Genomic DNA, 13,727 nt, shown 5'->3' with positions numbered 1-13,727 from the left:
TTATACTTACATATAAATTTGAACAAAAAATTATGGTTCCTAGCAGTTCTATTGTTTTTTTACTATAGCCATTCCTATTCCCAAGCAACCAAAGCAGCTGAAACAGATATAGAATATTATTTTGACAAAGCAAGGGAATTGGGCAATAAAAACAAAATTGAGCCAGCTCTTGAGGACTTGAATACGGCTATGGAAATTGCCTTCAAGAACAACGACCAAAAGGCACTTATAGACACCTATCACAAATTTGCCGTTTTATATTTAAGATTGGGAAAGGACGATAGTGCAGAATATTACGCAGATAGATCAAAATCCCTTTTAAAGGATATTTCCTACCCCTACGGCGAGGCAACACACAAGTACATAGACGCCATTATTTCCTATCGGGATGGCAAAAACTTCCTGGCCATATCCATGCTCAATGAGGCCAAACAAATAAACAATGACCGGAATTTACTGAATAATATCCTTTTTGTTGAGGGAAATATTTTTCTAAACCTGGAAAAATATGAGAGTGCCACAAAGAATTTCAATGCATTGGCCGTTAATACGGACATTTATGAAAAGGAATATCTGGCAGCCAAGTCCCATATCAGATTGGCCGAAGTTTATTTTAGAACTGAAAATTACGAGGAGAGCATTAAAAATGCAGAGAGTGCCTTAAAATTGGCCAAGGCGAATAACTTTTATCTTGAAAGATTGGAAGCCAACCAGCTACTCACCATCTCCAATGCAAAATTAGGACTATTTGAATCAGCACTGTTTTACAATAAAAACATAGTGAATATTAAGGATTCTATCTTTACTATTGAAAAAACGTTAGCAGAAACCAAAACAGCGGATGAGATTCAAACCAATTTTATGCGCGATGAAATTGGTAGGCAGGAAGCTAAGATCGAAGAACTTAATCAATCCAAAAATAGAACTGAAATAACCGCTATTTTAACAGCTGCCTTTTTAATAGTCATTTCCATATTGGCCATTTCACTTTATAGAAACAACCAAATTAAGCTTAAGACCAACGATTTATTACATACCAAGAACAATGAGTTGCAAACAGCAAGGGATGCAGCGGTAATGGCTATGGAGGCCAAAACCAACTTTTTGTCCACGGTAAGCCATGAATTGCGAACACCGCTTTACGCAGTAACCGGTCTAACCCATTTATTACTGGAGGAGAACCCAAGTGAAGCCCAAAAAGAACATTTAAAATCTTTAAAATTTTCCGGGGACTACCTATTGAATTTCATTAACGACATCCTTCAGATCAATAAAATAGATGCGGACAAATTGGAAGCACTTCAAATCGATTTCAACCTTAAAAAGGTACTTTCGGAAGTCATTAATTCATTGAATCAGAGTGCGAAAGCGAACAAAACAAAAATTGTATTGGAGTTTGATGAGGATATTCCTTCCCACTTATTGGGTGACCCATTAAAACTTTCCCAAATATTCATAAACCTTATTGGCAATGGTATAAAATTCACTAGGGACGGCCAAGTGACAGTTATCGCTAAACTTGCGAGAAAAGAAGATGAGAATTTGACCATTTATTTTGAAGTGAAGGATAATGGAATTGGAATAGACCCAGAACGCCAGCTTACTATTTTTGATAGCTTTGAACAAGGTTCTATCCAAATTAACAGGGAATACGGAGGTACTGGTCTAGGATTGACCATTGTAAAAAGTTTGTTAGGGCTATTTGGAAGTAAAATTCAGCTGAAGAGCGAATTGGGCAAAGGAAGTTCCTTTTTCTTTGAGGTGGATTTAAAAAGCAAGGATGATCTTATTGATGATATCCCATTCGAAATTACCGAAGTGGAATACGAATTTGCCGGGCTACACATATTGATTGTGGAAGACAATAAAATCAACCAAGTAATTACCAAGAAAATGTTGAGCAAAAAGGAAATTACCTGTGATATTGCCAACAATGGATTGGAAGCAGTGGCCATGGTCAGAAAAACAGATTACGACTGTATTTTAATGGATATCCATATGCCTGGTATTAGTGGGGAAGAAGCCACTATAGAAATAAGAAAATTTAATAGATTGGTCCCTATAATTGCACTTACCGCGATTTCCTTGGATGACAGTTTGGAAAGTTTTTATGCCGCAGGATGTAATGATGTGGTTACCAAACCTTTTAAACCAGAGGTATTCTATGCTAAAATAGGAGAGAACATTTTTGATATTAAAAAAAAAATTGAAGCCTAAGGATTAGATAGGCTATCATTTAGCAAATTCACCAATACCTTTTCCCCCTCATTCAAAAATTTGTGCCTTATCCCAATATAAAGTAGGTTTTTTATTTTGCCTTCCAGCCGTACATAATCCTTTTCAGTGGTAAGTATTATTTCCTTTGAATTGAACATAACTATTTCCTTATCCGAGAAAAAATGATGGTCCTGATAGGCCAAATGTTCAAGGACAATTCCTTGATCCGTAAGAAAACTTACCAATGGCTTTGGATTGGCTATCCCTGTCACTAAAGTCACTTTTTTATTCTTCATCTGGGACAGACTTAACTGTCCAGCATCACCTTTTAGGTCAATATCATAATCCAAATAGCTAAAAATAACCTTCTGGCTTGGAGTGGGACCTAATTTTTCCACAATGTCCTTTTGTTCCATGGCAGACAAATCTGGCGGGCATTTGGTAACAACTATAATATTCGCCCGTTTGGCTTCCCGTTTGCTGTCCCGAAGATTACCGGTGGGCAAATACCAATCATCAACATACAAATTAGCGTAGGAGGTCAACAGTACATAATGGTCACATCTTACTTTTCTATGCTGAAAGGCATCATCCAACAAAATAACATCGGGGCCAATGGTCTTCTCCAAAGTAGCAATTCCATGTTGCCGATCGGCATCGACCGCAACAAAGGCATTTGGAAATTTTTTATAGATCTGATAGGGTTCGTCCCCTAGGCTCTCCACACTAATCCCAGGCTCGGCCAACAAATACCATTTTGACCTTCTCCCATACCCCCTACTCAATACCGCTATTTTACATTGCTCCCCTATCTGGGAGATCAAAAACTCTATCATTGGGGTCTTTCCGGTACCGCCAACACTAAGGTTGCCTACACATATGGTTTTGGTAGAATACGATCTGGAAGAAAAAACGCCAATATCATAGAAATAATTACGCAGGTATACGACCATTGCGTATATCAGTGATATGGGAAAACCTAATTTTCTTAATAGCTGCATTAGAACGAAAATATAATATTTTATCTTTGGAAGACCATAAAATTGAAAAATGATCATAAAACAAGTTATCGATACCCTTGAAGAGTTGGCGCCACTGAATTATGCCGAAGATTTTGACAATGTTGGACTATTGGTAGGGAATGCAAATAATGAGGTAAGAGGTATCCTGGTAACATTGGACACTTTAGAAAATGTAGTGGATGAGGCCATAGTGAAGAAATGTAATCTAATCGTTAGTTTTCACCCTATTATTTTTGGTGGTCTAAAGAAAATTACGGGTGCCAATTATGTCCAAAGGGTAGTTATCAAGGCCATTCAGCACGATATTGCCATTTATAGTATGCATACCGCTTTGGATAATAGCAATAAAGGCGTGAATGCCAAAATATGCGAAGTATTGGGCCTAAAAAACACAAGCATTTTAATCCCGCAGACCGGTACCATTAAAAAATTGACCACCTATGTTCCCAAAGAGCATGAAAATACCCTTAAAACAGCTCTATTTGGAGCTGGGGCTGGAAATATAGGCAATTATAGCAATTGTAGTTTTAGTATGGATGGCATTGGAAGTTACCAGGCCAATACGGGAGCGAATCCTCATATGGGTAAAATTGGAGAAACACATTATGAGAACGAATCCCAAATAAGCGTTACCTACGCCAAGGCAAATGAACCAAAAGTTCTTGCCGCACTTTTTGGCAACCATCCATATGAAGAGGTCGCCTACGAAGTTCAAACTTTGGAAAATAAAAACCAAAATATAGGCATGGGCATGGTGGGAAATCTAGAAAAATCCATTGGTGAAGAGGAATTTTTTGAATTTCTAAAGAAAAAAATGAATGTTTCCTGTATTAGACACTCCGCTTTTTTAGGAAAAAAAATAAGAAAAGTTGCTGTTTTGGGAGGAAGTGGTTCTTTTGCCATTTCATCGGCAATGTCCGCCAACGCTGACGTTTTTGTGACTTCAGACCTAAAATACCATCAATTCTATGAAGCTGAAGGCAAAATACTTTTGGCGGATATTGGGCACTATGAAACAGAGCAGTTTACAAAAAATCTCTTAGTTGATTATCTTACGAAAAAAATTCCTAATTTTGCAATCTCTTTATCGGAGAGCAAAACAAATCCCATCAAGTATTTTTAAATATGGCAACAAAGACAGAAGCAACGGTAGAAGAAAAGTTAAGAGCACTATATGATTTGCAATTAATTGATTCTAGAGTTGATGAGATAAGAAATGTTAGAGGAGAACTTCCTCTAGAAGTAGAAGATTTGGAAGACGAGGTACTTGGCCTTAAAACAAGAATGGATAAGCTTAAAACCGATCTTGAAACCATTAACTACGAAATTGGTGCCAAGAAAAATCTTATTGATGAAGCCAAAACCTTGATCAAAAAATACGCGGAACAACAAAAGAATGTCCGTAACAGCAGAGAATTTAATTCATTGACCAAGGAAGTAGAGTTCCAGGAACTTGAAATTCAATTGGCTGAAAAGAATATAAAGGAGTTCAAGGCCCAGATAGATCAGAAAAAAGAAGTTATAGCTTCTACCAAAGAACGTTTGGGCGAAAGGGAATCACACCTTAAGCACAAGAAAAGTGAGTTGAACGCTATTTTGGCTGAAACGGAGAAAGAAGAAAAAGCTCTCTTGAAAAAATCGGAAGAATTCCAATCCCAAATTGAGGAGCGCCTGGTAAAGGCCTACAATAGAATCCGTAATAATGTAAAAAATGGATTGGCAGTAGTTCCAATTGAAAGAGGCGCTTCAGGCGGTTCTTTCTTTACAATTCCACCACAGGTACAGGTAGAGATTGCTTCCCGCAAAAAGATTATTAGCGACGAACACAGTGGACGAATTTTAGTAGACCCTGTTTTGGCCGAAGAGGAACAAGAAAAAATGCAAAAACTGTTCTCTAAATTATAGAATAAGCAGTTGACTAAAAAATAAAGCCATCCTTAAGGATGGCTTTATTTTTTTTCATACATCACATCGGATCCTACAAAAGACTTAGGATTTTCAGATCCACTTCTTCAGTATCCCATATTTCCTCTATATTGGGAATTTGCATTATTTGTTTCATTATCTTTTCCTGCGCATCGCCATTGGCCAAGGCCTCTACATAGGGCTTATCAGAAAACGTAACCCTGGAATAGGCCGGTATCCATTTATCAGGATATTTTTTGGCAAAACGCTTTTCAATCTTTTTCTGTAGTATAAAACTAGGGTCGGCCGTCATACTGCTCATCTCCACAAAATTCCTGTAACTAAGTTCCGCTATGGCATCCGCATTAGGCTTACGTTCTGTCTGGTAGGTACTAAAAATTTGCTCCCATTCATCCCCGAATTCGGCAATAATCTTATTCAAGGCATATATATCCTCAAAACCAGCATTCATTCCCTGCCCGTAAAACGGCACAATGGCATGGGCGGAGTCGCCCACCAGTGCCACTTTATCCCAGTAGGTCCATGGATAGCATTTTATGGTTACCAACGCACTAGTCGGATTTTTAAAGAAATCTGTTGTCAGGTCTTCAATGACCGGGGCAACATCGGGAAAATAAGTATTAAAGAAACCTTTGGCCTCTTCCTTGGTGTTTATTTTCTCAAAGGAAACCTCCCCCTCAAAAGGAAGGAACAAGGTACATGTAAAACTTCCATCCATATTCGGCATGGCAATGAACATAAACTTTCCTCTTGGCCAGATATGAAACGAATGTTTGTCCAATTTATGGGTACCATCATCATTTGCAGGTATAGTAAGTTCCTTGTAGCCCACATCTATAAATTCTTGATGGTAATTAAATCTACTACGGCGCTGCATTTTGTGCCTAACTCGCGAAAAAGCCCCGTCGCAGCCAAAAACAATGTCGTAGTCGTACTCTTTCCACTCCCCTTTTTCCGTTGCGCCCGTATATATTTTTCCTTCGGGCAGGTCAACGTCCCACACCTTTTCTTCAAAATGAAAATCGACCCCTGCCTCTTCGGCAAGATCGATCATTCTACGATTTAATATACCCCGTGAAATAGACCAGATGGCTTCCCCATCCTTTCCATATTTTTGATAATACTCCGGTTCCCCGGCAAGATGAATAGCGCGCTTGTCCAAAGGAATTGCAATTTTCTTCACCTCATCCTCAATACCCACCTCCCTTAGGGCCGTCCAGCCCCTATTGCTCATAGCCAAGTTTATGGATCTCCCTGAAAATTCAATATTTCTTATATCTGGTCTACGATCATATACCGTTATGCGGTGTCCTAACTTCCGAAGGTAAATTGCCAATAAAGATCCTACCAATCCCGAACCGATTATGGCAATTTTTTTAGGAGTTTGTGTCATACTAATGCAAATAGAAAAAGTAATTGTTAAGTAATAAATGTAGTAAAATAAAGTTACTTGATTAAAATAGATGCAATATCATCACAAAACACCTGCAATCGTCATATTTCCACACCCTACAGCATAGCCCACCAAGCAAAAACTCTTTTTTTTTGGTTTTTTAAGTTCCACGACATCCAAACCTTAGGTTTTATACGTATATAAAACACATACCGCTTAGGCGTCCATATATAAAAAAGTCCTTCACATTAAGTTTGTGAAGGACTTTTCCTTTTATATATAATTTAGAATAAAAATATTATTTACAAACAGCGAGCGCTTATTCCAAAATTCCGTCTACTATACCGTAGGTTATGGACTCTTCAGCGTTCATCCAATAATCCCTATCGAAATCCTTCATTACTTTTTCAAAATCCTGACCGCAATTCTCTGCCAATATTTTAGCACTAAGTTCACGTGTCTTGATTATCTCCTTTGCCTGGATCTCTATATTGGAAGCCTGTCCCCTGGCGCCACCACTAGGTTGATGGATCATTACCTGGGCATGGGGCTGAATAAAGCGTCTTCCCTTCTCCCCTACGGACAACAAAATAGAGCCCATTGAAGCTGCCAATCCAGAGCAGATCGTAGAAACCGGACTCTTTAATGATTTAATGGTGTCGTACATGGCAAAACCAGAAGTAACATAACCCCCCGGACTATTTATATACAATTGAATTTCTTTGTGGTTTTGCATATCCAAATACAATAAACGATCAATTACATGCTTGGCGGTATCATCATCTACCATTCCCCATAAAAATACTTTTCTTTCGCCCAACAGTTTTTCGTCTATTGCTTCTTGTATCTTTCCTTTTTTTGAACTCATTTTTTAATTTCTTATTAAGTTTCAAAAATAATGAATTTATTACGAATTATGGCAGGTAAATTGTTGTAGGGGAGATTCAATTTATTGGCACCTAAACATGGACACTGAATTTGCGAAAGATTGATAAATAATGAAGGGATTATCAATGTTGTATATGCAACATAAAATTGACGACCTTACTTCGTCGTAAACCGATCTTTATAAAAATCAAAAATGTAATTGGGCATTCCCAACTATTCTGCCAAAAACCTATTATCTTTATGTTAGAAAAAAAACCAAAAATGAAAAAACCACTACTAATAATTTTGTGCCTTACTTTGTTCCTTACATCCTGCAAAACCGATAATAAAACAAAGGTGGCCGATCTAAAAACGGACATTTCCATTTTGGATAAGGTTGCCAATGCTCATGGCTTTGATCAGTTCAGAAATGTAAAGGAAATTGCCTTTACTTTCAATGTTGATCGTGCTGACAGCCATTCCGAACGCAGCTGGGTGTGGAATACCATAACCAACGACATTAAATCCATTAACAAGGGGGATACTATTTCTTACAACCGGGCCAACATGGACAGTACGGCTACGAAAGTGAATGGAGGATTTATTAATGACAAATATTGGCTCATGGCTCCTTTTAATCTAGCCTGGGACAAAGATAATATCACCTATGACCATCAAAGCGATGTACCTGCCCCTATCAGTAAAAATCCTATGCAAAAATTGACCATAGTTTATGGTAACGAGGGAGGCTACACTCCTGGAGATGCCTACGATTTTTATTTTGGAAGTGATTATATGATTAAGGAATGGGTATTTAGAAAATCAAATCAACCAGAGCCATCCTTGACTACGACCTGGGAGAATTATGTGGATATAAATGGCCTCAAAATTGCAGAAATGCACAAAAATGAAGATGGGAGTTTTAAGCTGTACTTTACCAACATCAAAGTAACCTCAAAAAACCCATAAAGTTTTCAGCATCTATCTCCTTCTCCTATACAGACCATAGGTGGCGCCAAGTACTAAAAAGGCGCATATCAATAATATTACAAAGGTGTTCTTTAAGGAATAACTTTCGGCCACAAATCCAAGGACCACTGGGCCCAACAAGAAACCGGAATAGCCTGTACCGGCTATAAAGGAAACTCCTTGTGAGGAATCTACCCCCTTTACCGTACCGCCTATCCTAAAAAGTTCTGGAATAATTACCGAAAAGCCCAGTCCTATTAAAGCAAATCCGGCAATAGCCATATAAGTATGTGCAGCTAGAACAAAAAGAAATCCTATTATCGCAATTGAAGCCCCCAAGGCCACAATTTTAATGGAACCTATAGAGGCACTTATACTATCTCCCAGAAACCTGCCCAAAGTCATCATAACGGAAAAAGCCAAAAACCCCGTTCCGATCAGTGTTTCCGGAGCCATACTAATCTCCTGCAAATACAGCCCACTCCAATCCACAATGGCCCCTTCACCACCCATCACTATGAATGATACAATTCCCAGTACCAAGAGCGGTTTAAACAATTTTAGACTGAATGGTTCCTTCTCCACGGGCGCCGCTACAATATGCTTATAATGTTTATGGAAAATATAATTTATTACAAATACCAAAACAACAGCGTATAGCATATGCAAGGCAGGATTATTGATTGTAAATATCAAAAAGCTGCCCAATCCGGCAAACACACCCCCAAGGCTAAAAAAACCATGCGAGGCCGACATAAAGTTCTGTTGATCTTCCTTTTCAATTTCTGTAACCAGGGTGTTCATGGCTATATCCGTAATACCATTACTGGCTCCCAATAAAAAAAGAGCTGCCATCAAGGAATAATAATTAGGAGCCAACAAAGGTAGCAGGGCGGCCAAACAACTAAAAAGTATCCCATACCAAGTAGCCTTTCCCACCCCCAGCCAATTAATAATTTTGGCAGCAACCGGAAATATGACGAATACGCCCAAGGACAGAAAAAAGATGGCAATCCCCAAATCTGCCTTATCTATTCCCAATTTCTCCTTGACCGTGGGTATATAGATGGCCCAGGTACCAAATAAAATATTAATGCTGGCAAATACCCAAGAAGGTGCAAAATATCTAGGATTGGAGAGAATAAGACGAAGTGACTTCATAAATAGTGTAGCAGTAAGAGGATTAAAAACCTAGCCCTTGGACTGAATTCCGGATTTTAAAACTTGACCAAAATTGTACATATCCGCAAAGGAACAATAAAAAGGCGCCGGTGCCAAACGAATTACATTGGGCTCCCTCCAATCTGTTACAACTCCGTTTTCCATTAAATAATTAAACAGGTCCTTACCATGTCCATGTAAAAAAACAGAGAGCTGACAACCACGATCTTCAGGTGTGATAATTTCAAACGAACCGTCGGTCTCCTTATCTATCTCCTGAAGAATAAATTCCAGATAGGATACAATGAGCTTTCTTTTCGCAATCAGTGACTCCATACCTACCTCATTGAACATTTCCAAAGAGGCCAAATATGGGGCAAGTGAAAGTACCGGAGGATTGCTTACCTGCCAGGCATCGGCATTTTCCATGGGTTCAAAATCAGGCTTCATTAAAAATCTAGTGTCTTTCTTTGTTCCCCACCAGCCTTCAAAGCGGGGAATATCGCTCCTATTGAGATATTGCTCATGTATAAAAATGCCCGAGGCATTCCCGGGACCGCTATTCATATATTTATAGCTGCACCAGGCAGCAAAGTCTACTCCCCAGTCATGAAGTTTTAGGGCAACATTCCCAACCCCGTGGGCCAAATCCCAGCCTACGAAAGCATTATGGCTTTTGGCCGATTTTGTAATGGCCTCCATATCAAAGACCTGACCGTTATAGTAATTTACACCACCTATCAATACAAGTGCCAGTTCATCTCCAACCTCATTAATTTTATCAATGACATCTTGGGTATGCCAGAAATTCTCACCTGGTCTTTTCCTTACCTCTACAATGGCCTTTTCAGGATCAAAACCATGGAATTTGACCTGACTTTTCAACATATATTGATCGGATGGAAATGCTTTTTCCTCACAAATAATTTTAAATCTTTTCTCGTTGGGCCTGTAAAATGAGACCATGAGCATATGCAGGTTTACGGTTAAGGTATTCATCACAGAAACCTCTTCTGGCTTTGCTCCTACTACTTTTGCCAATGGCGCTGCCAAGCGTTCGTGATAATCCCACCAGGACTTCTCTGCATGGAAATGACCCTCTACAGCCAAGTCTTTCCAATCGTTCATGATATCATCCACAAACTTTTGGGTTCGTTTGGGTTGTAGCCCCAAGGAATTCCCGGTAAAATAAATTACATCCTTGCCCTTAACCTTCGGGAAATGGAATTCGTCACGGTATTTCCCAAGGGAATCAACCGCATCCAATTGCTGGGCAAACGCTAACGAATTTTGAAATTCCATATCCTAATTTTTATGCTAAAATACAACTTACAGATAGAAAGCAAATAGACCAATTCTATAATTTCATCATTCCCCATTTACCCTCATTTCCAAAATATGCTTTTTAAAACCCACTTTCTCATAGGCCCTAATAGCGGGTAGGTTGTCATTGTAAACTGTAAGTCTTATTTCATGGATACCTCTGGATTTGGACCACTGGACCAAGGATTCAACAATGGCCTTATTAATACCCCTACCCCGATGGCTTTCATGGGTATACATAAACCCTAGATAGGTATATTTTTCATGGTCCAAATAGGGCTTTGCATCCCTAATTAAGGCATAGCCGGAGCCGATAATACTGTGATTTACCTCAGCCACCATCACCTCAGCCTCCTGGGATAAGATCAATTGCTTAAGATCATAATAACTTATCGGATCCTTGTCCAAAGTTTCATCAAAAGGCCTTTCGGCACGAATAATTTCCTGCTCAAAGGACAACAGCGTTTTTAAATCGGCCAAAGTGGCCATTCTTACCACAAATTGTTGCATGATTACTATATTTGAAGGCCTAAATATACAAAGTATAACCCATGCATTTTTTATCCACTATTTTAGAACAATATATTGCAGACCATTCGCAATCGGAACCGGAATTACTTCAAAGACTTACGCGGGAGACCCACTTAAAGGTAATTCAGCCCAGAATGATTACCGGACATTTTCAAGGCCGTGTATTAAGCCTTTTGTCCAAAATAATGAATCCCGAAAATATTTTGGAAATAGGCACCTATACGGGTTACTCTGCCTTATGTCTGGCTGAAGGTTTACAAAAAGAGGGAACTTTGCACACCATAGATATCAATGAAGAACTACTTGCCATGCAAAGGCGGTATTTTGATGAAAGTGGTTTTGGAAAACAAATTGTACAACATACCGGTGATGCACTTAAAATTATACCCGACCTAGAGGTTGTGTTTGATCTCGTTTTTATTGATGCCGAAAAGGTAAGTTACGACCACTATTTTGAAGCCGCCTTAAAAAAATGTCGTCCCGGAAGTGTTATTTTATCGGATAACGTGCTTTGGTCCGGAAAAGTGGTGGAGCCTTTGGACCCCAAGGACAAGGCTACAAAAATTTTATTGGAATACAACAAAAAATTAAAAGATGACCCTAGGGTAGAAACCGTGCTTATTCCAATAAGGGACGGACTAACACTTAGTAGGGTGTTATAATCCGGTAGTTTGTATAATTTCCAGTCCTTTAGTGCTGTAACGTTTTCATGACCGTGGAGTCACTTCGACAGAGTCTCTTTTCGGGACGACGAGAAGTCGCACAAGATCAGTTTTGGACAGCCACCAATCAATCTGTGTTGTTAGATCAATAGTTGATTGTTCAATTCAAGTTCTGTATGAGCTACTTGTGTGATTTCTCCCTAAGGTCGAAATGACTATCACAGTCACTTCGACAGAGTCCCTTTTCGGGACGACGAGAAGTCGCACAAGATTAATTTTGGACAGCCACTAAATCAGTCTGTATTGTTAGCCCAATAGTTGATTGCTCAATTCAAGTTCAGTATGAGATACATGTGGGATTTCTCCCTAAGGTCCAAATGACTACCACAGTCACTTCGACAAAGTCCCTTTTCGGGACGACGAGAAGTCGCACAAGATTAATTTTGGACAGCCACTAAATCAGTCTGTATTCTTAGCCCAATAGTTGATTGCTCAATTCAAGTTCAGTATGAGCTACTTGTGTGATTTCTCCCTAAGGTCGAAATGACTATCACAGTCACTTCAACGGAATCCCACTTCCATTTAGGAAATAAAAAATCGATTAAAAATAAGCAAGAATTTTACTTTGCCATACCCTTCTTATGGTATAGCCTATAGAAGAGAATGGCAAAAAGAATGCCTACCGTTGCACCTACCAACAAATCCAAAGGATAATGTACACCCACATAAATACGGCTGGTCGCAAACAAAAGTGGCCAAACAAAAAAGACCCAACTCCACTTAAATCTATCCTTAAGAAATAGAAAAACGCTGGTAGTAATGCTAAAGGAACTGGATGCATGGCCGGAAAAAAAACTATATCCGTCGGGACTTTTAAGAATGCGGATCAAGGTGTTAATTTCCTCCGTGTTATTGGGACGCAGTCGCTCCACCCATTCCTTTGTTAATCCTGTAAGTGCAGCAACCAGCGCCAAGGTCAGCAGCACAGTTCCCAACACCCAAAACGCCTCCTTTTTAGGGTAAGCCCTAAAAATTAGTACTACAAATAAAATAAATAAGGGAATCCAAGTAGTGAAATTGGTGATATTGGACCAAAAGACATCATAATCTTCGATGCCCAAACTATTCAAGTAGATAAAGGTATCTCTATCCCAGTTTAGCAATAGCTCCAGCATTTTATTTTCTTTTCACTACGCCAGTTACTTCGTCAACGTTCTTCTTAACTTTACTGATCTCGTTCTTTATGTCGTCTGTAAAACTAGTATCTATACCTTGCTTCTCAGCACTTTTTTGAATCTCTTTCTTTATATCTTCGGTGGCATCTTTTAGTTGTCGCATGCCCTTTCCCAATCCCTTGGCTATTCCAGGAATTTTGTCGGCACCAAAAACCATTACCACGATAAACATGATAAAAAAGATTTCTCCTCCGCTAATAAATAGAATTATCGTACTTAACATAAGACAAATATAATGAGAAGTTTGACAGCTGCATAAAAAAATAGGTTAACTTTTTTTAGGACACAAGAACCCCATAAAATACAGTGAACACCTACCATTTAAAACATTTATAATCAAGCCCATATCCTTTAATTCCGAGATAAGCATGTACTTCCCTTGGATAAGACCGAAGAAGAATAACGCACCAAAATAAAACCC

Annotated in this window: 13 protein-coding genes; 5 read left to right on the top strand and 8 right to left on the bottom strand. The window is 38.9% G+C overall.

Annotation, left to right across the window (positions count from 1 at the left end; all coding sequences use genetic code 11):
- Positions 1 to 18: 18 nt before the first annotated feature.
- Positions 19 to 2,217: a tetratricopeptide repeat-containing hybrid sensor histidine kinase/response regulator gene (locus CWD91_RS19660; protein ID WP_239985879.1), complete on the top strand. Its 2,199-nt coding sequence runs from the start codon at positions 19 to 21 to the stop codon at positions 2,215 to 2,217.
- On the opposite strand, the gene lpxK is transcribed toward CWD91_RS19660, so the two are convergent.
- Positions 2,214 to 3,218: a tetraacyldisaccharide 4'-kinase gene (lpxK, locus tag CWD91_RS19655; RefSeq protein WP_103442691.1), complete on the bottom strand. Its 1,005-nt coding sequence runs from the start codon at positions 3,216 to 3,218 to the stop codon at positions 2,214 to 2,216. The two genes, CWD91_RS19660 and lpxK, sit on opposite strands and share 4 nt — an antisense overlap.
- Positions 3,219 to 3,267: 49 nt before the next feature.
- Between lpxK and CWD91_RS19650 the strand changes: the two genes are divergently transcribed.
- Positions 3,268 to 4,362, top strand: a complete 1,095-nt coding sequence (locus CWD91_RS19650) for a Nif3-like dinuclear metal center hexameric protein (RefSeq protein WP_103442690.1) — start codon at positions 3,268 to 3,270, stop codon at positions 4,360 to 4,362.
- Positions 4,363 to 4,364: 2 nt separating this feature from the next.
- Entirely contained in the window at positions 4,365 to 5,144 is a 780-nt protein-coding gene (locus tag CWD91_RS19645) for a zinc ribbon domain-containing protein (RefSeq protein WP_103442689.1), read from the top strand.
- Between the two features lie 73 nt (positions 5,145 to 5,217).
- Here the strand turns inward: CWD91_RS19645 and CWD91_RS19640 are convergent, their stop codons facing one another.
- Together CWD91_RS19640 and CWD91_RS19635 are read right to left on the bottom strand one after the other, a co-directional pair.
- Positions 5,218 to 6,558 carry an FAD-dependent oxidoreductase gene (locus CWD91_RS19640; RefSeq protein WP_103442688.1) on the bottom strand — a complete coding sequence of 447 codons (1,341 nt, stop codon included), beginning with the start codon at positions 6,556 to 6,558 and terminating at the stop codon, positions 5,218 to 5,220.
- A 319-nt stretch (positions 6,559 to 6,877) separates the two neighbouring features.
- Positions 6,878 to 7,426 (bottom strand): ClpP family protease, encoded by a 549-nt coding sequence (locus CWD91_RS19635; RefSeq protein ID WP_103442687.1) that lies wholly within the window; start codon positions 7,424 to 7,426, stop codon positions 6,878 to 6,880.
- Positions 7,427 to 7,707: 281 nt separating this feature from the next.
- Here CWD91_RS19635 and CWD91_RS19630 point away from each other — a divergent pair, with 281 nt between their 5' ends.
- On the top strand, positions 7,708 to 8,394 hold the full coding sequence (locus CWD91_RS19630; RefSeq protein ID WP_103442770.1) for a hypothetical protein: 687 nt from the start codon (positions 7,708 to 7,710) through the stop codon (positions 8,392 to 8,394).
- 12 nt (positions 8,395 to 8,406) lie between these two features.
- On the opposite strand, the gene CWD91_RS19625 is transcribed toward CWD91_RS19630, so the two are convergent.
- The 3 genes from CWD91_RS19625 to CWD91_RS19615 all read right to left on the bottom strand — a co-directional run bounded on the left by CWD91_RS19625 (position 8,407) and on the right by CWD91_RS19615 (position 11,388).
- Positions 8,407 to 9,555, bottom strand: coding sequence for an MFS transporter (locus CWD91_RS19625; protein ID WP_103442686.1), 1,149 nt, complete (start codon positions 9,553 to 9,555; stop codon positions 8,407 to 8,409).
- Positions 9,556 to 9,585: 30 nt separating this feature from the next.
- Positions 9,586 to 10,857 (bottom strand): kynureninase, encoded by a 1,272-nt coding sequence (gene kynU / locus CWD91_RS19620; protein WP_103442685.1) that lies wholly within the window; start codon positions 10,855 to 10,857, stop codon positions 9,586 to 9,588.
- Between the two features lie 66 nt (positions 10,858 to 10,923).
- Positions 10,924 to 11,388: a GNAT family N-acetyltransferase gene (locus tag CWD91_RS19615; protein WP_103442684.1), complete on the bottom strand. Its 465-nt coding sequence runs from the start codon at positions 11,386 to 11,388 to the stop codon at positions 10,924 to 10,926.
- Positions 11,389 to 11,429: 41 nt separating this feature from the next.
- On the opposite strand from CWD91_RS19615, the gene CWD91_RS19610 reads away from it, so the two are divergent.
- Complete coding sequence (locus tag CWD91_RS19610; protein WP_103442683.1) at positions 11,430 to 12,071, top strand: O-methyltransferase; 642 nt, start codon at positions 11,430 to 11,432, stop codon at positions 12,069 to 12,071.
- Positions 12,072 to 12,691: 620 nt separating this feature from the next.
- On the opposite strand, the gene CWD91_RS19605 is transcribed toward CWD91_RS19610, so the two are convergent.
- Together CWD91_RS19605 and CWD91_RS19600 are read right to left on the bottom strand one after the other, a co-directional pair.
- A complete protein-coding gene (locus CWD91_RS19605) occupies positions 12,692 to 13,246 on the bottom strand; it encodes a phosphatase PAP2 family protein (protein WP_103442682.1) in 555 nt (184 codons plus the stop codon).
- A 1-nt stretch (position 13,247) separates the two neighbouring features.
- The gene (locus CWD91_RS19600; RefSeq protein WP_103442681.1) at positions 13,248 to 13,529 is read right to left on the bottom strand and encodes a Sec-independent protein translocase subunit TatA/TatB; all 282 of its coding nucleotides are present in this window, start codon (positions 13,527 to 13,529) and stop codon (positions 13,248 to 13,250) included.
- Positions 13,530 to 13,727 lie beyond the last annotated feature (198 nt).

Origin of the sequence: Arenibacter hampyeongensis, from assembly GCF_002909255.1 — a bacterium.
Taxonomy (GTDB): domain Bacteria; phylum Bacteroidota; class Bacteroidia; order Flavobacteriales; family Flavobacteriaceae; genus Arenibacter; species Arenibacter hampyeongensis.
Note: the sequence above shows the minus strand (reverse complement) of the source record. Positions and strands in the feature narration are given on the sequence as shown.

Bases quoted from the DNA above. Each gene is read 5' to 3' on its own strand.
- CWD91_RS19645 (WP_103442689.1), top strand. From the start codon at position 4,365: ATGGCAACAAAGACAGAAGCAACGGTAGAAGAAAAGTTAAGAGCACTA.
- kynU (WP_103442685.1), bottom strand. From the start codon at position 10,857: ATGGAATTTCAAAATTCGTTAGCGTTTGCCCAGCAATTGGATGCGGTT.
- CWD91_RS19625 (WP_103442686.1), bottom strand. From the start codon at position 9,555: ATGAAGTCACTTCGTCTTATTCTCTCCAATCCTAGATATTTTGCACCT.
- CWD91_RS19630 (WP_103442770.1), top strand. From the start codon at position 7,708: ATGAAAAAACCACTACTAATAATTTTGTGCCTTACTTTGTTCCTTACA.
- CWD91_RS19650 (WP_103442690.1), top strand. From the start codon at position 3,268: ATGATCATAAAACAAGTTATCGATACCCTTGAAGAGTTGGCGCCACTG.
- CWD91_RS19615 (WP_103442684.1), bottom strand. From the start codon at position 11,388: ATGCAACAATTTGTGGTAAGAATGGCCACTTTGGCCGATTTAAAAACG.
- CWD91_RS19635 (WP_103442687.1), bottom strand. From the start codon at position 7,426: ATGAGTTCAAAAAAAGGAAAGATACAAGAAGCAATAGACGAAAAACTG.
- CWD91_RS19610 (WP_103442683.1), top strand. From the start codon at position 11,430: ATGCATTTTTTATCCACTATTTTAGAACAATATATTGCAGACCATTCG.
- CWD91_RS19605 (WP_103442682.1), bottom strand. From the start codon at position 13,246: ATGCTGGAGCTATTGCTAAACTGGGATAGAGATACCTTTATCTACTTG.
- CWD91_RS19640 (WP_103442688.1), bottom strand. From the start codon at position 6,558: ATGACACAAACTCCTAAAAAAATTGCCATAATCGGTTCGGGATTGGTA.
- CWD91_RS19600 (WP_103442681.1), bottom strand. From the start codon at position 13,529: ATGTTAAGTACGATAATTCTATTTATTAGCGGAGGAGAAATCTTTTTT.
- lpxK (WP_103442691.1), bottom strand. From the start codon at position 3,218: ATGCAGCTATTAAGAAAATTAGGTTTTCCCATATCACTGATATACGCA.